General features: G+C 39.3%; 20 protein-coding genes. 14 read left to right on the forward strand and 6 right to left on the reverse strand.

The window, feature by feature from the left end:
* Nucleotides 1-97: 97 nt before the first annotated feature.
* The 7 genes from AC27JP_RS18815 to AC27JP_RS18845 all read left to right on the forward strand — a co-directional run bounded on the left by AC27JP_RS18815 (nucleotide 98) and on the right by AC27JP_RS18845 (nucleotide 8,447).
* Nucleotides 98-1,393: a M24 family metallopeptidase gene (locus tag AC27JP_RS18815; RefSeq protein WP_487117613.1), complete on the forward strand. Its 1,296-nt coding sequence runs from the start codon at nucleotides 98-100 to the stop codon at nucleotides 1,391-1,393.
* Nucleotides 1,394-1,932: 539 nt separating this feature from the next.
* Nucleotides 1,933-2,805, forward strand: coding sequence for a LysR substrate-binding domain-containing protein (locus AC27JP_RS18820; RefSeq protein WP_487117614.1), 873 nt, complete (start codon nucleotides 1,933-1,935; stop codon nucleotides 2,803-2,805).
* Nucleotides 2,806-2,938: 133 nt separating this feature from the next.
* Entirely contained in the window at nucleotides 2,939-3,448 is a 510-nt protein-coding gene (locus AC27JP_RS18825; protein ID WP_487117469.1) for a hypothetical protein, read from the forward strand.
* Between the two features lie 30 nt (nucleotides 3,449-3,478).
* Entirely contained in the window at nucleotides 3,479-3,616 is a 138-nt protein-coding gene (locus AC27JP_RS18830; protein WP_487117470.1) for a hypothetical protein, read from the forward strand.
* A 612-nt stretch (nucleotides 3,617-4,228) separates the two neighbouring features.
* Nucleotides 4,229-5,182, forward strand: coding sequence for a ferritin-like domain-containing protein (locus tag AC27JP_RS18835; protein WP_487117471.1), 954 nt, complete (start codon nucleotides 4,229-4,231; stop codon nucleotides 5,180-5,182).
* Between the two features lie 33 nt (nucleotides 5,183-5,215).
* Nucleotides 5,216-7,318: a LodA/GoxA family CTQ-dependent oxidase gene (locus AC27JP_RS18840; protein ID WP_487117472.1), complete on the forward strand. Its 2,103-nt coding sequence runs from the start codon at nucleotides 5,216-5,218 to the stop codon at nucleotides 7,316-7,318.
* Nucleotides 7,319-7,322: 4 nt separating this feature from the next.
* Nucleotides 7,323-8,447 carry an NAD(P)/FAD-dependent oxidoreductase gene (locus AC27JP_RS18845; RefSeq protein ID WP_487117473.1) on the forward strand — a complete coding sequence of 375 codons (1,125 nt, stop codon included), beginning with the start codon at nucleotides 7,323-7,325 and terminating at the stop codon, nucleotides 8,445-8,447.
* A 194-nt stretch (nucleotides 8,448-8,641) separates the two neighbouring features.
* On the opposite strand, the gene AC27JP_RS18850 is transcribed toward AC27JP_RS18845, so the two are convergent.
* Nucleotides 8,642-9,313: a discoidin domain-containing protein gene (locus tag AC27JP_RS18850; RefSeq protein ID WP_487117474.1), complete on the reverse strand. Its 672-nt coding sequence runs from the start codon at nucleotides 9,311-9,313 to the stop codon at nucleotides 8,642-8,644.
* Nucleotides 9,314-9,760: 447 nt separating this feature from the next.
* Between AC27JP_RS18850 and glsB the strand changes: the two genes are divergently transcribed.
* Complete coding sequence (glsB, locus tag AC27JP_RS18855; protein ID WP_487117475.1) at nucleotides 9,761-10,693, forward strand: glutaminase B; 933 nt, start codon at nucleotides 9,761-9,763, stop codon at nucleotides 10,691-10,693.
* Between the two features lie 171 nt (nucleotides 10,694-10,864).
* Here glsB and AC27JP_RS18860 read toward each other — a convergent pair whose 3' ends face one another.
* Nucleotides 10,865-11,608, reverse strand: a complete 744-nt coding sequence (locus tag AC27JP_RS18860; RefSeq protein WP_487117476.1) for an alpha/beta hydrolase — start codon at nucleotides 11,606-11,608, stop codon at nucleotides 10,865-10,867.
* Nucleotides 11,609-11,952: 344 nt separating this feature from the next.
* On the opposite strand from AC27JP_RS18860, the gene AC27JP_RS18865 reads away from it, so the two are divergent.
* From AC27JP_RS18865 to AC27JP_RS18880, 4 genes are all read left to right on the forward strand, one after another.
* Nucleotides 11,953-14,475 carry an EAL domain-containing protein gene (locus AC27JP_RS18865; protein ID WP_487117477.1) on the forward strand — a complete coding sequence of 841 codons (2,523 nt, stop codon included), beginning with the start codon at nucleotides 11,953-11,955 and terminating at the stop codon, nucleotides 14,473-14,475.
* 79 nt (nucleotides 14,476-14,554) lie between these two features.
* A complete protein-coding gene (locus tag AC27JP_RS18870) occupies nucleotides 14,555-16,351 on the forward strand; it encodes a thiamine pyrophosphate-binding protein (RefSeq protein WP_487117478.1) in 1,797 nt (598 codons plus the stop codon).
* Nucleotides 16,352-16,354: 3 nt separating this feature from the next.
* On the forward strand, nucleotides 16,355-17,212 hold the full coding sequence (locus AC27JP_RS18875) for a citrate synthase family protein (protein WP_487117479.1): 858 nt from the start codon (nucleotides 16,355-16,357) through the stop codon (nucleotides 17,210-17,212).
* Complete coding sequence (locus AC27JP_RS18880; RefSeq protein WP_487117480.1) at nucleotides 17,209-18,003, forward strand: citrate/2-methylcitrate synthase; 795 nt, start codon at nucleotides 17,209-17,211, stop codon at nucleotides 18,001-18,003. Before AC27JP_RS18875 ends, AC27JP_RS18880 begins: the two co-directional genes overlap by 4 nt.
* A gap of 163 nt (nucleotides 18,004-18,166) precedes the next feature.
* Here AC27JP_RS18880 and AC27JP_RS18885 read toward each other — a convergent pair whose 3' ends face one another.
* The 4 genes from AC27JP_RS18885 to AC27JP_RS18900 all read right to left on the reverse strand — a co-directional run bounded on the left by AC27JP_RS18885 (nucleotide 18,167) and on the right by AC27JP_RS18900 (nucleotide 23,855).
* Nucleotides 18,167-20,293 (reverse strand): TonB-dependent receptor plug domain-containing protein, encoded by a 2,127-nt coding sequence (locus tag AC27JP_RS18885; protein WP_487117481.1) that lies wholly within the window; start codon nucleotides 20,291-20,293, stop codon nucleotides 18,167-18,169.
* Between the two features lie 110 nt (nucleotides 20,294-20,403).
* Complete coding sequence (locus tag AC27JP_RS18890; RefSeq protein WP_487117482.1) at nucleotides 20,404-21,954, reverse strand: sensor histidine kinase; 1,551 nt, start codon at nucleotides 21,952-21,954, stop codon at nucleotides 20,404-20,406.
* Between the two features lie 5 nt (nucleotides 21,955-21,959).
* On the reverse strand, nucleotides 21,960-22,892 hold the full coding sequence (locus AC27JP_RS18895; RefSeq protein WP_487117483.1) for a hypothetical protein: 933 nt from the start codon (nucleotides 22,890-22,892) through the stop codon (nucleotides 21,960-21,962).
* 360 nt (nucleotides 22,893-23,252) lie between these two features.
* Entirely contained in the window at nucleotides 23,253-23,855 is a 603-nt protein-coding gene (locus tag AC27JP_RS18900) for an alpha/beta hydrolase family protein (protein WP_487117484.1), read from the reverse strand.
* Between the two features lie 150 nt (nucleotides 23,856-24,005).
* Here AC27JP_RS18900 and AC27JP_RS18905 point away from each other — a divergent pair, with 150 nt between their 5' ends.
* A complete protein-coding gene (locus tag AC27JP_RS18905) occupies nucleotides 24,006-24,731 on the forward strand; it encodes a YebC/PmpR family DNA-binding transcriptional regulator (RefSeq protein WP_487117485.1) in 726 nt (241 codons plus the stop codon).
* A gap of 85 nt (nucleotides 24,732-24,816) precedes the next feature.
* Nucleotides 24,817-25,830 carry a low-specificity L-threonine aldolase gene (ltaE, locus tag AC27JP_RS18910; protein WP_487117486.1) on the forward strand — a complete coding sequence of 338 codons (1,014 nt, stop codon included), beginning with the start codon at nucleotides 24,817-24,819 and terminating at the stop codon, nucleotides 25,828-25,830.
* The last annotated feature ends 68 nt before the right edge of the window (nucleotides 25,831-25,898 follow it).

Below are 25,898 nucleotides of genomic sequence, written 5' to 3' on the forward strand. Positions count from 1 at the left end.
CTTGGTACTCGTTTTCAATACTTATAATAATTAACAAAAGGGATTTATTTTGCGTTATCTCAATTATGTTTTATTACTGATTATCACTAGCTATGCAATGCCGGTAAATTCATCTGAACCATCAAAGTCGATATTATCGATGGGCGATAGAGCAAAATTTATTGATAACATGATAGTCAAACGTATTGACCAAATTCTGCCTCAATTGATGAATGAACATAATATAGATATGTGGATCACCATTAGCCGAGAATACAATGAAGACCCCATTATTAAAACGCTTTTACCTGCTACTTGGATATCGGCCCGCCGAACCACCATACTTGTTTTTGCTAGAAAAGAAGATCAAAGCATTGGGGCTTACGCAATAGCACCCTATAAGGTTGGTGATGTATTTGAAAAAGCTTGGGATAAATCGAAACAACCTAATCAATGGCTAGCACTTAGCGATTTAATTAAAAAACATAAACCGAATAAGATTGGCATCAACCAATCAAAGCATTGGGCGCATGCCGATGGACTTGTTGCAACAGATAAAGAACATCTACTTGCACATTTACCAGATGACTCTAAAACGAAACTTGTATCGGCTGAGCCATTAGCCGTTGCCTGGTTAGAGCAAAGAATTCCAGAAGAAATCACTGTTTATAAAGATATCGTTAAAATTGCTCACAATATAATTGCTGAAGGTTTCTCAAGTAAAGTCATTACACCAAACCAAACAACTACCGATGACGTTGTTTGGTGGTTTAGGGAAAGAGTACGTGAGCTAAAACTGCAAACTTGGTTTCATCCTAGCGTGTCAATACAGCGTAGCGATTCCGTAGCCTTTGATCATGAGTCTAGCTTTACCAATGGTAATGATTTAAAGGTTATTTTACCGGGTGACTTGTTACACGTAGATTTTGGCATTACTTATTTGCGCCTAAATACCGACACTCAACAACATGCTTATGTGCTAAAAGCAAATGAAAAACAAGCGCCAAAATTTTTACAAAACGCATTAATGTCTGGTAATAAACTTCAAGATATTTTTACAGGACAGTTTTCAGCTGGATTAACAGGTAATGAGGTATTGAAACGTTCTCGAAAAGAGGCAATTTCAAAAGGATTAAAACCAACTATTTATAGCCACCCTCTTGGTTATCATGGACATGCTGCAGGTACAACACTTGGCATGTGGGATTCGCAAGGAGGCGTGACTGGCTCAGGGGATTATCCGCTACATTTAAATACCGCATATTCCATTGAACTGAACAATGCAGTTTATATTGAGCCGTGGAAAAAAGAAATCAGAATAATGTTAGAGGAAGATGCGATATTTGATCAATCAGGGGTTTGGTACCTCAATGGCAGGCAAACCAAGCTGTTACTCATTGGTGCTAATAAATAGCTTCTAATAACAAAACCTCGGCATCTACGTTAAGGCTTTTTTGCATATCTTCAGTAAGCTAGACGATGGCAACTTAATTAAAAGAGCTTTAACCCCAAATATTTTAACAGTATTTGCTAAATATTTATCAATAATAACCCGTAATCTCACATTATTTGTCGAGGTTAAAATTGAAACGTCACTAAAAATCTTTATTCCGCACTAACGAGTGAGAAAAACTCACCTATAGGGTGAATTTATATCGTTTGTTGTCGATGGTTGTAGCGCTTAAGATTATCTTGTTTTTGAATCTCCCCCGATTCTTTAAAACATTACATATTGTTAATTTGTTTCATTTCAGGACATCTATTGATGTCCTTTTTTCTTGCTCCAGTTTCTTGCCAATATCATTTTAGTGCAGTATCACTAAATCAGTGCAAGGCAATCATTCTCATCATTTATGCATTAATATTAAAACCAACATAATCAACCACTTAATTTTTTGGCGTAGCTATTGCAATTTAGTAACCGTCGTCATTACTTATTAAAAACACATGCCTATTCAAACACCTATTCGCGGCTTACGCTCTTTTTGCGTTGCCGCAAAATGCTTAAGCTTTAAACATGCCGCAAACCAATTGTTTTTAACACCCTCAGCCATCAGTCACCAGATAAAACAATTGGAAGCCCAGCTGGCAATTACACTATTCAAAAGAGGCACTCGCTCAATAGAACTTACCAGTGCCGGTAAGCAATTTTATCAATCGATACAACCCATCATTCACGATCTAGAAGCAACGATCACCGAGTTTACTAACAAGCAACAAAATCAAACTCTTGTGATAAGTTTACCGGAGTTTTTCGCCAGCGAATTATTCATTCCAAGGTTGAGTACTTGGTCTGAAAAAAATCCCGATATCAACTTACAATTAGAAACGGTAAAAGCTGGTAGTGAGTCTTCACAAACTGCCGACTTATCAATCGTACTCGCCAATGGCAAGCCTAATGCAAAAATTGTTCACGACTTATTTCCGATACGCTACGCACCAGCTTGTAATAAAAAACTTTATAAAAAACTAAAAAATACCGGTTTCACTGCTTTGAAAAATACCCCGCTTATTCTGCATAGTTCAAGGCCATGGTCTTGGCATCAATGGGCCGACAACCTCAACATAAACGATTTCGACCCTAAACAAATTATACAATTTGACAGTATGTTTGGTGTGGCAAGGGCTGCACAACAAGGTATGGGCATCGCTCTTGTGCCTTTGCCTATGAGTAAAGCCTGGTTTAGTGAAGAATCACTCGTTAAGCTATTTGACCAAGAGCTTATTACCAAGGATAGGTATTACTTAATTCAGCATGACAATATTGAAAACAAAGCAGAGTTGCTGTTATTTGCTGATTGGGTAAAACAAACATTTGCCTGTTAATGACCACAACGAGCCAAAGATACAGGTGAAATTTATTCACTCAACAAGTGCATTTTAATCGTTTGTTTACCTTACTTTATATTTCTATATTAGTTGTGTATCGACGTGGTACACAACTAACTGGAGTAACAAAATGAGTAAAATTATATTAAAAAAGCTATTACTTTCAACCCTAATAGCGACTAGTTCAATATCGGCATTTGCTGGCAAGCCGGTTTTTCAAGTAGCGATAGTAAAAGACGCTGTCGCCAGTAACGATATTGTGAAAGGTGATGTTGAGTCAGGTTTAAAAAAATTAACTGCTCGCGCTAAAGCCAACAATTCTTACGATAAGAAAATGGGCTTATGTGTTGCTTATTTACAGTCGAATAATAGCCAAGCGTCTGAGTCAGCTTGTACTCAAGCGATTAACAGTATTGACGAGCTAGCTTTAAACACTAAAAAGGCACTTTACCTTAAATCGTTAAATTATAGTAATCGGGGTGTTTCCCGCTACAAAAATGCTGATTTTGATGGCGCGCTAAGTGACTTTAGCACAGCTGTTGCAATTGATAATAATGCCACTACTGAAAACAACTTAGCATTTATTAGACAAATAATGTCTGATATGAAAGTAGAAAGCACGGCACAACTGTCAGATTAATAAATATTGTTTTTATAAAGGAATAATACAATGATTCATAACTTTCTTAACGCCGTCAGCTCAACGATAAGCTTTATTAGAGATGTCAAACACCTAGATATCAGCCAATGGGATGTTGAACAAAAAGACTACTCTATGAATACTAGAGACTTACGACAGCAAAGGTAGTAAATAATTAAGATGAAAAATCATAAAACACACCAATAAGTACGGCTGTTTAACTCACGAAAGCTTAAAAATAAGTTTATTCAACCAGCCGTACTAAGTTTATATTTCAAAATATACTGCTCATCATATGTTGGTACATCAACAATAATATTAAGTATCCGACATTTCTCTTTATTAGAAATAATATCAATAAGCCACTGAAATCATTACTTCGAATGCATTTGATCTAATGCTTAGTGTTAGCAGTTAGCATCAAATATCTTTGCTTCAAATAGCGCCTGTCATATATAGGCTCACCAACTTTTCATCAAATATTGACGAAAAACACAAAGCCTTGTCGTACGGAATTTACAATCAAAATATAGACAGAGCAGGCCTGAAATAAGCACTATAGATCATGACGATACGAGTTGATTTGTGCCTTTTCTATGTCACTAATTCACACAACACTGATTAGTCTGACCGAGCCTAAGCACTTATTTTAATGGCTGCAATACGATTAGCCCATGCTTACTTTAACTCTCGCTGCTAAGTTCATTAACAAGTTTGCCCAATCAAAAAGTGTGACCTATGATTAGTGCGAGTTGAATAAATTGACATGGAAGAATATTTATGAAATTAAGCCAACACGAATGGAAGTTCGATCATTTTCGCGATCATTTACAAGCCGCAGTAAATTTAGAGTTCTGGACAATTCCTTTTTACATGTCCGCCATGTACTCCATACAAGACAAGTCCGAAAAATCTTACCAATTAATGCGTACCGTACTTAATCAGGAGATGCTTCATTTGCAATCTGCCGCAAACATAGCTAATGCCTACGGTTTATCACCGACACTGGCTGCGCCACAATATGTGGGAACCAAAATCCCGTACCTTGATTTTACCTTAGATCCTCCTGAAGCGGTTAAACCTTACCTACCCTACACCGCTGAGATAGGTCCATTAGATAAAGAGCATATAAATGCTATGTGTCTAATAGAAATCCCTATTTATGAAACGCAGAAAAGTATTGAGCTTCGCAGCAATGTTGAAGAATACGGCAGCATTGGAGCATTTTATGAAGCTCTTCGTTTCGGCGCTGAGCGACACAAAGCCGACATTCGAGGTGGCGTTAAACAAGTCGACTTTTTCAGTGCACTCTATCGAAATATGCCAAATATGACGATTACTAACTCAGGAGCCGATGGCTTTAATCAAGTAGAGTTATTAATTAATTTAATTACTGATCAAGGCGAAGGCGTTTCTAAAAAGGATGAAACAATTCCGCCAGTTTACCAAAATACAGCAGACGATACTGAACCGGACAAAGATCATTTTGAAAAGTTTAATGAAGTAAAAAACTTAAAGCTCCCGAAAACGTTCAAGGCCGATAAAGCGTCGGATTACACCAAACAGCAAAAACAAATCGAAGCAATTTTGCTCAAAAACTTTACTGATTTAAGGGGGACACTTGAGGCATTATTCAGCGGAGAAAATCCCGAAGATTTCTTTGTAGTAATGTCTAGTGTCGGCGGTTCATTGCGCAATTGTTGGCAGCACAAGGTTACTCCCAAATTCAGTTGAGCGTGTCTTCTCTAACGAGTGATAAGGAATATCATGAAAAATAAAACAATATTCAGAGTGCATCCGACGGTCAATTTCGCTCGGTTTGGCACCAGTGACGACTACATAATCGCACCAGAAACAAGTGCTGGCTTACCACAAAAAGATACCGATGTTACCGGCGGGCTTCCGATTAAAAAAGGCACGGAAAGTAAAACAATTTCCAGTAAAGATCTTCGTGATAAAGACGGAAATTTGAAAAAACAAGCCGCTCGCTTTCGTATTTATGCTTATGACGTAAAACAGAAAGATACCTACCCCAATGGTGGCGGAATTGAAGTCGTTTTAGGGACTAAGCTGCCCGATGGCCGAACCGTAACAAACATGATTTGGACCACCCACCTTGCCAACAAGAAGGCCGCTGCCTACAACGTTGTCAATAATAAAGGCATTGAAGCTTATGCAAAAGGACAAGTCCCCCAAGTGCGTAACCCAGAAGTACATGGCGATATTGAGTCCTCCTACCGGTTAAATAGGCTGATGATAGACCCTGGACCACGGGCAATTAGTGCAACGCCGCAAGGCCACAACTCCGCTAAGTTTGACAGCTCAACGACACCTTCATATTTAAGTAAAGATTGTGGTATCAAGGAGTTACCAAATTACCCAACACGTTTCCCTGCGGATTCTAACGATAGACTATTCGAACCCAATGGCCCACTCGACACTTTAGGTGAAATTCTAACGGACAATAAAGGCCGCTTGCTAGTACTATCGAGCTCAGGTAATGCTGTCGGTCAGTATGATGAATATGGAGTTCCGGTTCAAATGACAGGAGATTTGAACAATGTCAGTTGGTTCGACTCTGCGGCAGATGGCCCAGTTTCAGTGACTTTAGAGTTTGACCAAGGTCCGAGCCAAGAAGCATTCGGCGCATGGGTTGTTTGTGGAGATCCTTCCTATGCACCTCAAATCCGCAACGTAGTATCGGTATGGGACGATGTGTACGACATGTTTGTACGCGATCTCGATTTACAGCCAAAATTGTTCAAAAAGCCTAAAGATAAAAAGACGGGCGAGTACAACGAAAAATACCTGCCTGATTTTACTCGTGATATTAAGCCGGTATTTATCGCCTGTACGCTGCAACGTTGGACCGCCAACTTACCTGAAATGGCATTAAAAGCCCATACAGCCGTAGATTCAATATCTCCTGACGATGATCCAAATAAGACGATTATGGCTGCATTGAACTTTTTGCGTAACCCCAATAAAGACGAAACCAACATTGGCGCACCTCTTATGCCGCTATCGTTAGGCGCAGCCGGAACCTCCTTTTTAACAGTAACCAAAACACAGTATTTTTTACTTGAACAATGGAGTGAAAATAAGTTTCAAAAAAGTAGTGACTCACCTTTAGGTGCTGGCGAATTTATCGATATGGCATCAATGTCAAACTGCCTTGGTGGACGCTATGTTCCAGGCATCGAGGTTAGCTATACCATCTTCGACAAAGACATTTATATGCAAGATTGGCAAACATCTGGCTCAGGTCCATTTCGCATCAAACAACAACCATTAGACTATTCAAAGGCGGAAAAACCACCGAAGAAAGACAAAACAGACGGCGAGGATATACCTTTTTTACAAATGGGTTGGATCCCATTACACAAAATGACCGATGGCTTGCAACCTGGTGATATTTCTAAATTTATGGCCACTCCTTGGCAAACGGATTACAACTCTTGCTCCATTCACGCAACCGCGATTAATACCGACGGCGTAAACAAAAGTAATGGCGCAGTATCCACCTTGTATTGGTCTTGGCCATCTCAGCGACCCGATGCGGTCTACGTGGCTGAAGAAGTCATTAACAATGTCTTGCCAAAACAAAAATGGTCAATTCGTGGTCCGGGAACCTATGCAAACAACCCCGCGTCTGCAGCAACTTTCCAAGACCCATTAGACTCAGTGCAAGAATGGGATAAAATAGGAATTATAATTCAAGGCACCAATATTGAACTCGATGACAAGGTTTTTTCACCTGAGCTTTATTTAGAAGTACAAAGTCAGTTAACCAAACCAGGTGTTGCAACAGATCCTGTTCCTGAGTGGCCGTTCAATGCTAACCCTCCCGAACGAACAACGAAATTTTAACCTCTTGAGTTTAAAAACAAGCTACGATGTTGTCATACTTGGAGGTGGTCCTGCTGGCTTAGCAGCAGCCATCTCCATTCTTCAGCAAATGAAACTAACGGTGTTAGTAGTTGAAAGCAAGTCAGCCGAACACGAACGCATTGGCGAAAGTTGTCCACCCGAGACTCTATTTTTGCTAGAAAAACTTGCCTTAACTAAAGCCTTTCATGGCGACAACCATGCTCGTTGTCCTGGCTTTGCATCAGTATGGGGAAAAGATGATGTTGGCTATAACGATTTCATTGTCAATCCATTAGGTGCAGCTTGGCGGCTAAACCGAAAGAAGTTCGACCAAATGCTGGCCGATAAAGCCATTAGCAAAGGCGCTGAAATACCACCTTCATTACGCTTTATCGATGCTAGAAAAATTCAACATGAGAATGGCTATTCTCTAAGCTTAATGAGTACCATAGATAAATCAGAGCACTCGGTAGAAGCCCGTTTTGTCATCGATGCAACCGGGTCTTCGGCCCATTTTGCCAAATCTATTGGTGTTGAAAAAAAAGTAGAAGATCAACTCTATGCCGCAGTACGATTTTCCACCTTGGTCGATGGACATATTTCAAAGCAAGTACTTTTAGAAGCAACAGAAAATGGCTGGTGGTACAACGCGCTATTACCCGATAATCGTATCGTTAGTATGATGGTAACTGAAAAAGGAAATCTGTCGGCGCTACGAGAGAATAATTATCAGGGTTTTAACCGCGCATTGCGAGCAACCAACTTCATTGGCCCTACCCTGCGCAGTTTAACCATGCAAAACCATCAATATCATGTTTGGCCAATTTATTCTGGCTTATTAACCCGCATTGAAGGAGCAGACTGGGTCGCCATAGGCGATGCCGCATCCAGCTATGATCCTATTGTTGCACAAGGCATTTACAAAGGCTTAAGCGATGGCATTGATGCAGCGAATAAAGTTGTATCCGTTTTTAAAAAATTCCAAGCTAAAGAGCAAAACACCTTCTCTCAACAGGTCAAACACCGATACCAACTTTATCTACAAAACAGGGCTCATTTATATGCCTTAGAGCAACGCTGGCCAACAGCTTCTTTTTGGTTAAACAGAGAGCTTAAAATGCCATATTAAAGCACTAAAAACGAAGCTATTGTTCAGACTAAGATATAGCTAGGCTTTGCAATAAAGACAAAAACATACAAAATTTATAGGTTACTTAAAATATTAAATTTAATAAAATTTTATTAAGGAAAATTACAGATAAAAAAACACCGATCATGACAACCGATGTTTTATAAGATTTGAAAGAAAAACTTAGATTAAGATTATTTCTTAAAACGACGTGACGCTAGCCCAAGAATACTTAGTGCAAAAATAACCAACGTAGACGGCTCTGGTACTGAGTTAACTCTAGCACCAACATCAAAAGCTATTTCACCAATCGCAGTACAGCAACTATTTCCAAAAGTGCTTTCAATATCTAACCTAACATATCGAGCAAATGAGTTGGTCATGCCATAAACAGTCGCATCGTAGTTATCTTGTTGGCCGTTAAAGCTGCCTACTGCTGTTGAAACACTAAAGTCACTAACCAATGACGTTGTTAAACTAAAACCATTAACACTTGCATTGATACCGCCAGCACCATTCCACATAACAAAGTTGTTAATAGAGTATTCCGCCCCTAAATCAAAAATTAAATAACCAGAAAGTACACTTTGGGCACTCAACCAACTTGTAGCATCGCTAGCGCTATGAGTTACACCTGATGAGGTAAATGTCGCAAAATCTGTTACGCCGCTAACATAATTGCTGCTAAGCCCTTGCTGATTCAACATATCTACCAAAAAGTCATTACAACAGTTATTTTCACCCATTGAGTTCTCAATAACTGAATCAATAGATAAAATCACCCCGGCGTTTGCAACACCGCTTAACGTACTAGTTAGCAATATTATTAAGCTTGCAAACGTAGCTTTCAAAAATTTTACTTTCATTGATTGTTTCCTTTAATTGCTTATTACCAAGCGTTGACAGATAAGTGTCAATTCATTCACTTTCTCTCAACCTACAACAATCATACCAATTAAATTTTTAACCCTAATTTCAACAACATAAGTGGGTTCTGCATAAAAGTCGATATTGGTTTGTAAAATCCTTTGACAGCCATAGTGTTAAATATCAAGTAATTACAGTTTACTGGTAAATAATAAAAATCAATGGCTAAAAATTAAAACCTATCAATATCTATCAGTGGCTATATGTAAGTAAATTAAATAGTCGCCAAAACTATGAAAATATATATCGAATAATCCAACAATAAGTAACATGGCTATTTTGTCGAAAAGAATGGCTAGGCTATGCAAGTAAAGTTAATTATGCATAATAAACGCCACTTAATGCCTTTTTTGTTTACCAATTAACATCATTTATAAGCTCACTATATGATTAAAAACATAGCTAACTTACAAGCTAAATTACAAAGCTTAGTAGACACACAACGAAATGAATTTTCTCAAGGTCAAGTTGCGGATTATATTCCTGCTCTGGCGGAAATCTCTCCGACAAAAGTAGGAATTAGTGTTGCAACAATAGATGGCAATGTCGTTGGCGCCGGCGATGACAGCGAAGCGTTTTCTATTCAAAGCATTTCGAAAGTATTTGGCTTAGTCATGGCAATGAATCGGCTCGGTGACGACTTGTGGCAACGAGTCAATATGGAGCCATCAGGGCAAGCATTCAATTCAATTATTCAACTGGAATGGGAGCAAGGAATTCCTAGAAACCCGGTAATAAATGCCGGCGCGCTGTTAGTTTCAGACGTGCTCACCAGCCATTTTTCAGCAAGCAAATTGGCGTTTTTAAGTTTTATGCGCTCGCTTGCCGGTGATGAAAGTGTATACATCGACCGTCACGTATACCAATCAGAATTATCACACGGAAATAGAAACGCAGCATTAGCCTACTTAATGAAAAGTTTCGGCAATATCGAAGCCGACATACCGGATGTATTGAGTCATTATTTTACCCAATGCTCAGTAGCTATGAGCTGCGAACAATTGGCAAACAGTCTATTATTTTTAGCCAACAAGGGTGTCGATCCTAAAACCAATAAAGTGATCTGTTCAGCAAGAGATGCTCACCGAGTTAATGCGATATTGTCAACAAGCGGTATGTATGACCAATCAGGTGAATTTGCTTTTTCTGTTGGCTTACCAGCGAAAAGTGGCGTTGGCGGAGGTGTTGTCGCCATCGTACCGAATTACGGTGTTATTTGTACCTGGAGTCCACCTCTCAATAAATTCGGCAACTCAGTCGTTGGTACTAACTTAGTCTCAAACCTTGCTGAAGAGTTAGGTTTATCAATTTATCACTAGCGATAGGTTATTATGGATAATCGTTGGAAAAAACTTAATCGCTGCAATTAATCTAGCGATTAAGTTCATCGGCCTAAGCAATTTCGATAAAGAAATAACTTTAAAATTGCTAGCGTGGAAAACCTAAGCTAGCCGAATTGCTCTAGCTTAGATTTTCAATATTTAAACCGTCTATTTTTTCAGCTGCTTTTCAAGCCAATTAACTATGGTTTCTGCTAAGTGCGGGTCTTTATCCAGTAATGGGTAACCGTGTTCGTCACCTTTGTAAGCGATTAATTTACTTTGCTGATGTTGCGCCTTTTCAAATAGCTTGTTACCACTAACAAATGTTCTCACATCTTGCTCTGCGACAATAATTAGTGTCGGCGTTTCAGCAAGAGATTGCGCATACTTAGCAATATTTTCCTCTCGTTGAGCGGAAGAAAAAAAACCTAGTGCCGCAATGGGCTGACTTTCAGCCAATGTTATTGCTTGCGAGCCGCCACAACTTGCCCCAATCACCGCTATTTTTCCAGAGTCTACCAGTTTACTTTGCAGAAATTTATAGGCTAACAATACGTCATCAGGCCAATATTTAGCCATAGCTCGCCACGCTTTTCGCCTTTCAGGTTGAGGGAGTTGCTGAATGTTATCAATATTAAATTCTTCACTAACACTGTCGCCAAAGCCTCTAAAATCGAGGCTTAGTGCATTAATGCCACGTTGAGATAGTTGCTGACCAATATCAGCATACATACTGCGATTGTAATTGCATTGGTGCAACATCAATACCGAATAGTTGCTTGCTTGATTACTAGAAAAATAATCTCCCTTTAGCAAAAAATCATTCGACGCAGATAACGTAATTTCAGTGGCTGATGCCAAAAATGAAATACTGCACAGGGTTGCGGCAATAGCTTTAAAGAATTTATCCATAGAACTTCCTGTTTCATTGTTGATTATATTCAACACTACGCAAAAAAATAACGTTTGAATATGCCAGCTCGATAGATTGGCTGAAAATCACGTTAGTTAACATGAGTTAAGGTCAATTTATTTCTAAATGTTTACTATTCATAGTAAACTTAACGTCTTACTCAATCTCTTTCATTGCTGCAACCTATTAGAATTTATGTGAACTATTGATATAAGGTAAATATTCACTAATCACTAAAAACTTGATTACAATCAGTGACATTTACTAGCATTATTACATGCTATAATGGTATATAGTTATTTCAATGTTCTTTCCTATCAACGTCATTCATGGATGAGGCTCTATGGTGTTTCCTGTTAAACCGAAGCAACTTTTATTGTTAAATACTGATTTAGAGCAATTGAATGTTTTGAATCAGCTGCTAACTAACAGTACGTCTTACAAGATTATTGTTGCCTCAAAAATTAAAGATGCAATCAAAATATTAAAGCATGAAGCAATAGACTTTGTTATCAGCAACATTCACTTAGACAATTTCGATGGTTGGCGTCTGGCGAGAATGATCCGCTCAGGAGTACTCAAATGCTCTGCAGAAACACCATTTGTTATTGTCGCAAATACCTGGTGCGAGCATATAGCAAGTACCACCGCAAGAGAGTTTGGTATCAATAAGCTCGTGCCTTATCAAGAGCACGATAAACTGCTAGACATAGTTAATGAGAATCAGCTCATACCGTTAGAGGATATGACAAAAACCTCTATTTTGGTTATCGAAGACAACGCTGATACCCGACATTTAGTTGAAAGAATTTTATCGAGTCGTTTCACTATTGATAGCGCGCCTGACGGCGAATCTGGCTTGAATTTATGGCGTCAAAATGATTATGCCTTAGTGTTATTAGATGTCATGTTACCTGGCGTATCTGGTAACCAAGTGCTAGAGCAAATAATGCAAGAAAAACCTGCTCAATCGGTCGTTATTATGACCGCAAACCATACCATGGAGTTAGCAGAAGAGTTGATGCTAAACGGTGCCGCTGACTTTGTAACTAAGCCATTTAGAGCGGAGCAATTAAGAAGAGTTTGTGAATCTGCAACACGTCGCGAAGATTTTATGATCAGCAACGAGCAATTTGCCAATAAAGTTGAATCACTTCAACAAAGTCAATCTGAATATAAACAAATACACGATGCCCACCAATTATTATTAGATCAATTAGGCAGTGTTGTTATTGAACTTGATACCTCAGGAAAAATCACCTTCCTCAATAAGGCTTGGGAAAAATTAACGGGCTTTAAAATTAGTAACTCCATTCAAATGGCTTTACTTGATTTTATTGTGCCGCCAGAGTTTTCAAATTTAAATACTAAAGAGCAATTGCAACCCATTTTGACCGGGCAAGTAAACTCTCTACACTTTGAATTTAAGTTGAAAAATAAAATTGATATCGATCTCTGGGTAGAAGCTCGCCTAGAACTAACCCTTTGTAATGATAATAAAAGCTACAGTATTTCCGGCACCATAGATGACATAACCTCGCGTAAGAAAGCACAACGAGATTTAGAATATTTGGCAATGCATGATGGTCTAACGGGTTTATATAATCGCCATTATTTTGAAATTGAATTAAGCCAATATTCCGCCACAGCTAAGAGAGGCAGCGGTCCTCATGCTTTACTTTATTTGGATTTAGATCACTTTAAAGTGATTAACGATACGGCCGGTCATCATCATGGCGATAGTGTTTTAAGAAATATCTCAACATTAATTGTTAATCGATTACGAAAATCCGATTTTTTTGCTCGTATTGGCGGTGATGAATTTGCCCTTATTTTGCCGAATACTAATCAGAGTGTGGCGTTAAAGCTTGCCGATGGCATTTGTAAATTACTCGACGAGTATCCCTGCAAAATAGATGGTGAAACCTTCAAAGTTAACTGCTCTATTGGTATCTCTGAAATAAATGGTATCGAAGAAAACTCTGAAGAGTATATGAAACAAGCGGACATTGCACTTTACGCCGCGAAGAAACAGGGTCGTAATATGGCACATATCTACGATCAAGACGATATCCACAGTAAAGAACTGCAAGTCAGTTTGGAGTGGGTGCGAAAATTACACCAAGCCGTTGCAGACGATAATTTAGTTCTATATTTTCAGCCAGTTGTTGAAATTTCCACACGTGAGATTTCTTATTACGAAGCGTTAGTGAGACTCGAGCTCGATGGCAAGATCGTGCCACCGGGGGAATTCATTCCGGCCTTAGAGCGCGAAGGAGATATGAAGTTATTGGATCGACAAGTTATTGCCAAAGCGATTAAATATTTAGCTAAGCACCCCGAGCTACATAAAATTGCTATTAACCTATCTGCACAAGGGTTTGGTGATGAGAAGCTAGTTCCTATCATTCAAGAAGCACTAATAAGCAACAACGTCGCCGCAGAACGTATAATTTTCGAGTTAACGGAAAGTGCAAGTTTGAGCAATATTGGTGAAACTAAAAAAATTATCTCGCGCATTGGCGAGTTAGGTTGTGAGTTCTCTATTGATGACTTCGGCACTGGTTTTAGCACCTTTGATTATTTAAAACAAATTCCAGCACAATCGGTAAAAATTGATGGTTCTTTTGTCGTCGACTTAGCATCAAATACCGTCGACCTTGCCTTGGTAAAGGCGATCTATGAAGTGGCTTCTGCACTAGGTAAAAAAACGGTTGCGGAATTTGTTGAAGACGAAGAAACCCTGATTATTTTAGAAAAAATAGGCGTAACCTATGCACAAGGTTACCACTTAGGAAAACCACTGCCTATTGAAGAGTGCACGACCACAAACCAAAAGGCAGTACAACTCAAAGAGTTAATTTAAATCATACTATCTGACTGACTTTATTCCTAAACTTTAGCTCCCGTTGGTTTTATCCAACTTAGCAAAAAGAGAGGAAATTATGACTCAGTCATTACCACTTAAAAACGATCAACCTACCGGCCCCCAAAGCACCACCTCATGGGACAATGCTGACCTGATCATAGCGTACTTAAAGTTACTTAAAGTAGATTATATTTTTGGTGTTCCTGGTGGCGCTATTGAACCACTTTATAATGCTATCGCACGCAATCAACCAAATGGCGGACCAAAAATAATTGTCGCAAGACATGAAACAGGCGCTGCATTCATGGCGGAAGGCTACGCCAGAGAAACCGGAAAACTTGGTGTCTGTTGTGCCACAACCGGCCCAGGTAGCACAAATTTACTAACAGGAATAGCATCAGCCTATGCCGATAACATTCCAATGTTAGTTATCACAGCCCAAACTCCTTTGCCTAAATTCGGTAAAAATGCCTTACAAGAATCGTCCTGTACTGCCATTGATACTGTCGGTATTTTTCGCTACTGCACCGGCTATAACACGCTAATTTCCCACGGCGAGCAAATCAACACTAAACTCGTCGCGGCAATAATGGCCGCCTACAGAATACCGTCTGGCCCATCTCATATCAGTATTCCAGCTGACATTTTACGAGAAAAAGCTGACAAGCTCCCCACCTTAAATCCAAATCATTTGGTCAACGAAGCCAAACTTGTTGATGACAATGCAATTGCTCAGCTGGTCAATATTCTCAGTAGTTCCAAACGTATCACCTTATTTCTCGGTCGAGATTGCGGTAAGGCGATAGATGCCATTGTAGAGTTTGCCGAATTAACCAATGCCGTCATCACAACGGGGCCGTCGGCAAAGCGTTGGATTGACTGCTTTCATCCACAATACTACGGTGTTTTTGGTTTTGCTGGCCACGAAAGTGCAGAGAGTGCCCTGCTTGACGAATCTGTTGACACCATTATTGCTATTGGCACGCAAATGTCGGAACTTGGCACCAATGGCTGGAATGAAGCGCTATTAAGTGAAAAGTTAGTTCATATTGACGAAACTCATGAGCACTTTTCGCGAACCCCAATGGCCAAGCATCACGTTTGTGGTGATTTACGGGCTATTTTCATACAACTTAACAGCAATATAAAACAAGGGGTAAAATGGGGCAAAACGTGGGGAGCGCCTCTAAACTCAAAACAACACTTTTTAGAGCAAAAAGCCATTTGTGGTGCGCAAGTGCAGTTAAATTCGCCCAAAAGCTGTTACTCAGACAAGCTGCCTTTGAAACCTCAGCGAGTGGTTGCCGAGTTTTCCAAACAAATTCCAGCCGAGTATCGACTGCATTTCGATGCCGGTAATGTTTGGGCTTGGTTTACCCATTATCATCACACCAGTAATTCACTCGGACATTATCATATCGCCATGGGTTTTGGCTCTATGGGTTGGGCAATTGGCGCTGCGGTCGGTAATTGTATCGGCAGTTGCAAACCTAGTGTTTGCATAACGGGGGATGGCAGCTACTTAATGGCAGGCCAAGAAATTACCGTAGCATTGCAACACCAACTACCAGTTATCTATGTGGTATTTAATGACGGCGCGCTAGGTATGGTTAAGCACGGTCAAAAGCTCGGCGGCGCTGAACAAATAGGCTTTACCTTACCTAAGATCAATTACGCAAAAATGGCGGAAGCCATGGGCATAGAAGGCATTCAAATTAAGACTGTCGATGAACTCATGAATATCAATTGGCAACGTTTAGGTAACAAACAAGCTCCGACCATGATTGATTTACATATAGATCCAACAGAAGTTCCCCCAATGGCTCAACGAGTTAAAGGGTTAGCAAACCATTCAGCAACTCCAGGAGGATAAAACATGTCTAATTCCACGAAAAATATGCCGGTAAATAAACCCAACTACCAATCAAGTATCTGGTTTGAAGAACCGGAACAAGACAATCCATTTGCCGCTAAAACTTGCTACTGTTACGGTTATGATGTCTATCAAGATATTTTACCCAAGGCTAGTTTAAGTGAATATTGGTACTTATTGTTTACGGGTGAGCGCCCAAACACTGCACAGGCAATATTACTCGAAAAAATAGCTATCGTAATTGCCAATCCCGGTATGCGTGATGAAAGTATTCGCGCTGCTATGAATGCTGGTGTAGGTGGCTCAACCGCCGCTGCTTCCCTTATTGCCGCTTTAGGCGTCGGGGCGGGTCAATACGGTGGTGCCCGAGAAATTTTCACCCTCGTAGAACATTGGCATAAATTGGCTTGTGATTTAACAGCGTGGCAAAACTTTCTTGTTGCGCCAAACGATACCCATGCCCGTGTTGATATTTGGTCAGAGTATGAGCATGCGCCGGGGTTTGAGCCTCATGGCAAAACCTGCCCTACTCCTATTTTGCAATCACTTGCACATTTAGCCGAAACCTATCCAAACGGAGCTATCGCTTGGCTGAGCAAACATCGGCTTCAACTCGAAGAAACCACAGGATGTCCATTGAGTATGGCAGGTGTCATTGCCAGCGCATTATTTGATTTAGGCTTAAACGCCAAACAGGCAGAAATGTTGTACCTAATATTACGCTTACCTGGTGCTGCTATACATGCTTTAGAGCAAGAAAAATTAGGATGGAAGAAGTTTCCATTTTTTGGCCAAAACACCATATTAACTGATGACCCTGGAACTATGGGAACTCCGACTATAGAAGGATTTGACTTATGAGCATTAATACAAAATTAAAACACGAAGATACGATTGTTACCCGCATGGGTAAAGGTTTCCTGGGTGAGCGAGTGGTATATCGAGGAAAAGATCTGCATCATCAACTGAAAAACAAACAATGGTTGGAGCTATTTGCTTTTGGTATTACCGGACGTGAATTTAGTGAAAACGAGCTAAAGCTACTCAACTTTATTTGGGTTAGTACCAGCTACCCCGATAAAGCCATTTGGCCAAATCATATAACGGCTCTTGCGGCTTCATCACGAAGTACAGCATCTTTAGCTCTCAGCATAGGTATGACAGTTTTTGAAGCGTCAATTTATGGTGGTAAACCTATGAAGCTTGGTATTGATTTTTTTATTCGAACCGTTGCTAAAAGAAAGGCAGGAACAAGCCTTGAAAAGATAATTGAAACTGAGCTCAGCGAGCATAAAGTTATTTTTGGCTATGGTCGGCCCTTGGCAAATATTGATGAGCGAGTTCCGCATGTGGTCAATTTTGCCAAAGAGTTAGGTTTGGCTGACGGAGAACACTTAAAACTAGCTTTAGAGGTAGCACATTATATGAAAAGCTCAAAAGGGCTACGTATAAATGGTGCAGCGATTACATGTGCCTTAGGCGCCGATTTGGGGTTTTCAGCAAATGAATTCCACTTATTTACGACACCTTTGGTTATTGCCGGCATGCCACCTTGTTTTATTGAGGCAAAAGAAAACCCTGAAGGCAGTTTCTTGCCCATTCGCTGTGACCGCATTTCTTATACTGGTGCAGCTAAACGGGCTTGGAGCTAAATGTCGTTAAAGGCTTTAGTTGCTGTTCATAACTTAAGCGATGCAATCTAAGGCGTTACACAAAAAAGCTATAGCTTAACCTTAGTTCATTGAGTTATAGCTTTATTTAACTGGTATGATAAAAAAGCATCGTTACTTGAATTATCAACCACACATTATCAAGTTAAAATGATTTCCTGATTGCTAAGTAAACGCTACGCCCTGCTTGAGGTAGGTCGTTGGGAATATTAACTTGGCCGGCAGTAATATTGGCCGAACTTGGCTCTCGAATGTCATCATCAAATAGGTTAACAACACTCACTTCCAAATGCATACCTTTAACAGCAAGCTGATAGTTTGCGGTAATATTGACTAAGGTATAATCATCCAACTCTGCTCGTGTATCACCGGGAACTCTTGAACGATTGGCAATATAACTGAGCTGACTATTGAGTTTGAAACGCTCAGTTAGCTGCCATTCAGCTCTTGCATAGGCTTGTAAACTAGGGTGCTCTCCAACATTACTTTTGACAATATCATCTTCGGCTTGAACATAAGCAAGATTACTGAAAAATACTAAATCGTCATTGTAATGATAAATTAAGCTTGCTTCAAAACCTTGGCCGCTTCGCTGTCCTTGATTCTGAGCTGTTGCCGTACCTGTATTGCCATCTTGAACAAAGGTGATCAAATCTTCAATTTCATATCGATAAATATTAAAATCCAATGACAATTCAGGTGAATAACGATAATTAAACGCCAACTCTACTGTGTCTATATTTTCTGGGGTTAGGTTAGGGTTCCCTAGAGCAACCGGATTATTCAAAGTTAGCAACTCAGCAAATGATGGTGCTCTAAATGCCCGACCATATAAAAACTTAGTGGTTAAATTTAAGCTTGTTGACCAAACAAGGGCAAGCCGAGGATTCGTGGTTGAGCCGATATCGGTATATTCATCAAAACGTCCACCTGCGGTTAGCTCCCAATCAGGTGCTAGCTGCATAACCCCCTGAACGTAAATAAAATGACTTTCTCGATCGGCTTCTGGCATAAAAACTTCATCTGTGTCAGAGACATCTTCTACACCATTAGGTCGTGGACTAAAATCGGCAAAGAAATTTTTACTTTCAGTCACTTGATACAAATTTTGTCGTTCATAACCACTACCAAAGCTTATTTCAGTACTAGTAAACCCCGTATATCTAGCATTTATTTCAACATGAGTGGTTTCTTCTTTCCAGGCTGGATTACCAATCAAACCATCAGGAAACCCACCAGAAAAAGCCCCTGCGGGCAATAATCTAAGATCTTCTTCGATACGCTGATTTGAGCCATAAAAACTACCTTTAATCGTCATAAAGTAGTCTTTAAATAATTCCATTTCTTTTAATGAAACACTCGCAATGAACTTATTCGAACTAGATTGCCCGTAATCATCTAACGCCTCTAACGCTCCTTGCCCGGTTTCAACATTGCTTCTATCCTGAATGCCAACATCGATATTAAACAAGTCATTTTCCGCGCCAAGCCAAACATCAATAGCATCAAAACCTACATTTAAAAACCCCGGAGCCAATGACACTGCGGGTACACCAAAAGCTTGACCTGAATCGTCAAAAGCACTTTGAGCATCAGCCTCTATTTTACCTTCATAACCATCACTACTTAAGTATTCAAAGTTAGCCGCGAATTGCCAGTTACCTAATTCAAATTGACTGTTAAACCAAGTATTTATGGTATTGAAGCTACCACCTTTAACTCCGACTTCAGTCGCTCTATTTTTATCAATTTTTTTGGTGATAATATTTATCACACCAGAAAATGCATCGGCACCATAAAGTGCTGAGCCTGGGCCTCGAATAATCTCTATCCGCTCAATGGCATGAATGGGATACTCGCCCCAAACTGTGTGATTGTCGCCTCGAACGACACTTTTCGTTGATGTACCATTTACCATAAATAAGGTTTGTGGAGTAAAGGTTGTGGATATGCCGCGAAACCAAAATTCCGGAGCCATATTTTGCCCGCTTTTTGAAACATGCAAGCCAGGCACAGTATCAAGTACTTCCGATAAGTTTCTAGCGCCCATATTGTGTATGTCTTCAGCCGTTATAACAGAGGCTACAGAAGGCGCTTTTTTAACTAATTTTTTACTGCCAGTAGCAAGAGAAATAAACTCTTCGTCACCATAAAAGTCCGCTAACGACTCTTCAAGTTCGACGTAATTATTGACATTCGCAGCTGATGTAAAAGCAATGCACGACAAAGCTAACACAATTGTAGAATTGAGAACTTTTCGGGCAAATAACATGCAAACCACCTTGTATATTTGAAATCGTAAAGACATTTAAAAAGTTAATTGATTTTTTGTTAAGTCTAGTGAATCATTAATATTTTTCAATAAATATATATATTTATTGATCAACTAATCGGGATAATAACCTTTACTGTTGTACCAACACCTAACTCACTATTAATCGCCAACTCCCCTTTCATCAGAGTACAAAATTTTTCTGTTATTGCCATTCCCAAACCAGTACCTTCAAATTTTCGAGTTTGGCTACCATCAATTTGCGTAAACTTATCAAAAATAAACTCCAATTTATCTTTAGGAATGCCTACTCCGGTATCAATAATAGTGATAAAGAGCTGTTCCTCGTTATTGCTCATGATAAAAGTAATACGGCCTTTGGAGGTAAATTTACAGGCATTGCTTAATAGGTTTAGTAGGATTTGCATCACTTTTTGGCGGTCTAAATTCAATACCTGTTGGTCAACATTATTTTCTACAATAAGGGTATTTTCATTGGCATTAGCCATAGGCATTATTGTTTCAATGGTTTCACTCACTAAGTGTTTTATATCAACAGACTTTAGGTTTAAATCCATTTTTCCCGCTTCTATTTTCGCTAAATCCAATATGTTGTTAATTAATGCTAATAGCACATGCGCACTTCGAATACTTTTCCCTAAATCTTTAGCTTGAACATCCATACACTCTAGCTCGAGATCTTCACGAACGAGATCTGTATAACCAATAATAGCTTGCAGCGGCGTGCGTAATTCATGACTAATATTGGCTAAAAATTCTGATTTTAACCTACTTGCAGTTAGGGCGGCATCGCGTGCAATAACCAGCTCTTTAGTTCGAAATGTCACTTCCGATTCCAAAGTATCTCTATTTTTTTCTAACGCTAAGTTCTGGTTACCTAAGGTTGTCATCATTTGGTTATAAATGCTTGCCATTTGGCGAACTTCTTTTGGTCCAGAAACATCAGCATTGGTGTAATGACCAGAATCTCTTGCTTCTGCCATAGTTTGCGATAATCGCAGTAAAGGCGTAGTTAAACGATGTAAAACCCAAAGCACTAACAAGGAAAGTAACAAAGATAAGATGACCGCAATGACTATATTATTAATGATAATTGAACGTTGAACAGTCTGCAGTGCTTGTTTGTTATATACAACCAGCACGTACCCTAACACTTGCTCTTTAGGAGCAGAGTCTTCTGGCTCAATTAGCGCGATATCATCGGTTTCTTCAAGATATTTTACTGGTGCAAAAAAAGTCCAATTAAACGCCGTTTCTTGGTAAAGCTGTGAAGTTGATAACTCAATTTTCAAATCAAGACTTGGTGCTTTATTTTGATTTTTTGCATTGTAAACCAGAATATTTCCATCTTCTTTGTAGACCGCAATACTGTCAACTGAGTTGAAGCCTAATGCATTATCTATCGCTTCTCGGGCATTTTCCTCGCTCGCCGTTAGTAACGCTAAAATAAGGCGATCAGCTAAATTATTTGAAATTTGCAGACCCGTTTCTATCGTCGATTTTCTTAGCTCAATACTTGTTTGCCATGCGGTAATCGCCGAAGTAACAATCGCTAAGCAAGCAAAACTAGCAAAGAACAACATAAGTAGTTGCTGCTTAAAACTAACTTTGGAACTTAATAAAAAGCCAGCTAACGACATAATAATTACTCTGGAAAAGTTAATTGGAAGTTTGCTTGCTGCTCTTTACTATACGTGAAGCCTAAATGGGCCGCGGTTCGTAAATTTACAGCTAACAGTGTCGAGATTAATGTTGAGAATGCGCCTTGATAAGATTGACTATCGTTTTCTCTGATCATTTTATAAAGCTGTTGCCCTAGCGCATAGTTATCTGGATAAGTTGAAAATAGCGCCCCACGTTTAGCGTGAGAGGGTTTACTCGAAAAAACAACAACCTCCTGAGCCCAAGCCTTTTCAAGTATTAACGGCAAAGTAACTTTATCTTGTGAAGAAACCCGGTCAATAGGTAACCATATTGCATCATTCGGCGACAAGCCCACATCAAACAACTCTTGATAATATTCAACAGCTTGCTTAGTCGAAACCACCTTTTTAACGTTTAGCTTGTAACCTTGAGACTTTGCAGCCAATTTAGCCAAATCAATTAACCAGTCATTTTGCTGACTATAGGCAACATGAATCGTGGTCACTTTCGGCGCTACCTGGGTTAAATACTTAAATAAATATTCTGGATCAGTTATTAAACTGATACCCGCCATTGTATTGGGTGTTATCGGTAAGGCCCCTGAAATAACAACAAAATCTTTCGGCAGTGCTCGTGCTAGTTTTAGCCCAGAGCGTCCTAAAACTATAACCTTTTTAATCTCTTTGCTGTGCAACCTTTGAATAATATCTTGTGCATCAAAGCTTTTTTCAAGTACATAGGTAAACAATTGTTCTTGGTTCTGATCAGTATTTTTTGCACTATCAACACCCGAAACGATTTCTTGATAAATAGATTTATAGGGCTCAGCAACATTTGGGTAAAAAATGGCAACGTTATCCGATGGTGCGCAAAGTGCGGACCAGCACATTAAAGACCAAATAAAACTTATAATGATTAAAACAACGCGACGCAACAATAACTCCCTGTATATTGAACATATCGATTAAGTAAAGCTCTATGGCAATGAATAATGAAAACCTAAGTTATTTAAGTCACTTCAACATCTCACCAGAAAATTATTGGTACTAACCAATAACAAAGAAATATCAATGCTATTACCTTTGCCTTTAGTATTTCATTGAGGATAATTTTCTCACTCTAAGATTCTTTTCACAATAAAAAAAACGAAAAACTTAATTAGCATCAAGGTAATAGCAATTATCAGAAAAAGTACACACGTACAAAAACATAAATTATTAAAATAGCGCTAAAGCACAGCACTATAACAAGTCATTATAGTGCTTAAACATAATATTAATAATGCAAATGTGAATTACCTAATAGCTGACCAGACTTCTGATATTAAATTTCGAATTGTGTTGAGATATTGCTCCGCTCCATATGCGTGGTAATTAGCGGATAGTTTATTTAGAAAACCGTGTTGATAATCGCTTTGTTCACACCGCAGGTTTGCTCTGTCTCGCAATGTTTCAAGCAATTCAATAACTGAGAAATGCGCTTCTGAATTTGCCATTATTAGCTGACAAGGTACCGTAGGCACTATGGCAGTCATGTGCCTAATCTGACCACTATAAAAGCAAACAGTAGATAAAACATCATAACGCACCAACTTCGGCATTAACTGCCAAATAGCACTACCGCCTACACTAAAGCCAATAAGCAACTTAGGGCCGTCAATCACTTCTAGCAGATCAATGAGCTTTTGACTGTAGGCATCAACACCAGCATGCTCAGAGAAATAATGATAGGCGTCACTTTCTGATAGAAAATTATCTGGCTGAATTTGATATGGGCCAATAGGGTGAAAAATAACATTCGCGTCAACCTCATTTAGGCTAATTTGTTGACATAATTCCCTAAACTCTGCACTGGCACCAAAAATATCAGCCGCAATCACAACATTTAATTCACTCATCGCTATTCGCTCATTACGGATCTAAGACAAATTTTCCCATGCTTTATTAAAATATGAAAGTTCTATAGGGAACAATACTAGAAATAGCTGACACGACCCGTTAGAATCTAGCCATAGAAATTTTAATCATGAACAACGAGACGTATTCAGATGGGCAGAGCATACCAAAACCGCAAATTATCTATGGCCAAAACAGCAGGTCAAAAAACTAAAGTGTATTCAAAATACGGTAAAGAAATTTACGTCATTGCGAAAAACGGCAGCCCAGACCCTGACACAAACTTATCGTTACGCCGCTTGATTGAAAAAGCCAAAAAAGATCAAGTGCCAACACACGTTATTGATAAGGCCATTGAAAAAGCCAAAGGTACTGGCGGTGAAGATTACGTTGAAGCGCGCTATGAAGGCTTTGGCCCGGGTAACTGTATGGTAATTATTGATTGCCTAACAGACAACGGTAATCGCACGATAAAAGATGTTCGTCAATGTTTCACTAAAACTCATTCTAAAATCGGCTCATCTGGCACGGTTTCACACATGTTTGATCATCAAGCCGTTTTTGCGTTTAAAGGTGATGATGAAGAAACCGTATTAGAAACACTGATGATGGCTGATATTGATGTTACTGACGTCGACTTAGAAGATGGCATTATTACAGTACATGCGCCACATACTGAGTTTTTTAAAATCAAAACTGAATTCGCCAACTCTATGCCTGAATATTCACTAGAAGTTGAAGAAATCACTTGGGTACCACAAACCTATACTGAAGTTTCTGGTGAAGAAGACTTAGCCAACTTTGAAAAATTTATCAACATGTTAGAAGATTGTGATGATGTACAAAACGTTTATCACAATGCCGATATTGCAGAATAAGCTAAGGCGATAATAACGAAAAAGGCATCACTATTGATGCCTTTTTTAATTTCTACAGCATAAAAATTTACTAATGAGGCCCTCCATGATTGATTTTCGCTCTGATACCGTTACTCGCCCTTGTCAAAGAATGAGAGATGCTATGGCAAACGCCGAGGTCGGTGATGACGTTTATGGTGATGATCCAAGCGTAAATGAACTAGAAGCATGGGCAGCAAAGCGTCATGGCTTTGCCCGTGCGATGTTCTGCAGCTCAGGCACACAAGCTAACTTATTGGCACTAATGGCTCATTGTCAACGTGGCGATGAATATCTTTGTGGCCAACAAGCCCATAACTTTAAATTTGAAGGCGGTGGTGCCGCCATATTAGGTTCAATTCAACCGCAGCCGATTGAGAATGAAAAAGACGGTAGCTTGTGCTTTAAAAAATTAGCGGCAGCGATAAAACCTGATGATAGCCATTTTGCTCGTACAACATTGCTCAGCATCGAAAACACTATCAATGGCAAAGTGCTGCCATTGGAATATATGGCGAAGGCTAGTGAATTTACCCGTCAGCATGGCCTACAATTACATTTAGATGGCGCCAGAATATATAATGCGGCAACGGCACTACAACTTGATATTACTGAGCTTTGCCAGCACGTTGATTCAATGTCAATCTGCCTATCAAAGGGCTTAGGTGCACCCATTGGTTCACTTTTATTAGGCTCAGAAACATTAATAAAAAATGCCAAACGCTGGCGAAAAGTTGTGGGCGGAGGCATGAGGCAAGCAGGGATCATCACCGCAGCAGCAAGAATAGCGATTGAAGATAATCCAAAAAAGTTACAACAAGACCATGACAATGCCAAATATTTAGCACAACAATTAAATCTCATAGACAATATTAGCGTAAATGAAAATCACGTTGAAACTAATATGGTGTTTGCAAGCTTCGCAAACGGTATTGAAATTGAAAACGTTGTCGCGCAATTAAAAACTAAAGGGATTTTATTAACCGCAGGTAACCCTATGCGTTTAGTCACTCACCTTGATATCAGTAAAACGGATATTGATATCTTTATTTATCAGTTAAGTGCCGTTTTAAAAAGCTAGGCCAAGCAGCTAATTTTTCGCTATCGCGCAGACTCAATAAGATCAGCATTAAGGTTTTCATAACTAAT

The sequence above is a fragment of the Colwellia sp. SU-HH01172 genome (genome assembly GCF_057553355.1).

Bases quoted from the DNA above. Each gene is read 5' to 3' on its own strand.
- ltaE (WP_487117486.1), top strand. From the start codon at position 24,817: ATGATTGATTTTCGCTCTGATACCGTTACTCGCCCTTGTCAAAGAATG.
- AC27JP_RS18825 (WP_487117469.1), top strand. From the start codon at position 2,939: ATGAGTAAAATTATATTAAAAAAGCTATTACTTTCAACCCTAATAGCG.
- AC27JP_RS18870 (WP_487117478.1), top strand. From the start codon at position 14,555: ATGACTCAGTCATTACCACTTAAAAACGATCAACCTACCGGCCCCCAA.
- AC27JP_RS18900 (WP_487117484.1), bottom strand. From the start codon at position 23,855: ATGAGTGAATTAAATGTTGTGATTGCGGCTGATATTTTTGGTGCCAGT.
- AC27JP_RS18880 (WP_487117480.1), top strand. From the start codon at position 17,209: ATGAGCATTAATACAAAATTAAAACACGAAGATACGATTGTTACCCGC.
- AC27JP_RS18850 (WP_487117474.1), bottom strand. From the start codon at position 9,313: ATGAAAGTAAAATTTTTGAAAGCTACGTTTGCAAGCTTAATAATATTG.
- AC27JP_RS18885 (WP_487117481.1), bottom strand. From the start codon at position 20,293: ATGTTATTTGCCCGAAAAGTTCTCAATTCTACAATTGTGTTAGCTTTG.
- AC27JP_RS18905 (WP_487117485.1), top strand. From the start codon at position 24,006: ATGGGCAGAGCATACCAAAACCGCAAATTATCTATGGCCAAAACAGCA.
- AC27JP_RS18865 (WP_487117477.1), top strand. From the start codon at position 11,953: ATGGTGTTTCCTGTTAAACCGAAGCAACTTTTATTGTTAAATACTGAT.
- AC27JP_RS18835 (WP_487117471.1), top strand. From the start codon at position 4,229: ATGAAATTAAGCCAACACGAATGGAAGTTCGATCATTTTCGCGATCAT.
- AC27JP_RS18815 (WP_487117613.1), top strand. From the start codon at position 98: ATGCCGGTAAATTCATCTGAACCATCAAAGTCGATATTATCGATGGGC.
- AC27JP_RS18840 (WP_487117472.1), top strand. From the start codon at position 5,216: ATGAAAAATAAAACAATATTCAGAGTGCATCCGACGGTCAATTTCGCT.
- AC27JP_RS18875 (WP_487117479.1), top strand. From the start codon at position 16,355: ATGTCTAATTCCACGAAAAATATGCCGGTAAATAAACCCAACTACCAA.
- AC27JP_RS18830 (WP_487117470.1), top strand. From the start codon at position 3,479: ATGATTCATAACTTTCTTAACGCCGTCAGCTCAACGATAAGCTTTATT.
- AC27JP_RS18860 (WP_487117476.1), bottom strand. From the start codon at position 11,608: ATGGATAAATTCTTTAAAGCTATTGCCGCAACCCTGTGCAGTATTTCA.
- glsB (WP_487117475.1), top strand. From the start codon at position 9,761: ATGATTAAAAACATAGCTAACTTACAAGCTAAATTACAAAGCTTAGTA.
- AC27JP_RS18890 (WP_487117482.1), bottom strand. From the start codon at position 21,954: ATGTCGTTAGCTGGCTTTTTATTAAGTTCCAAAGTTAGTTTTAAGCAG.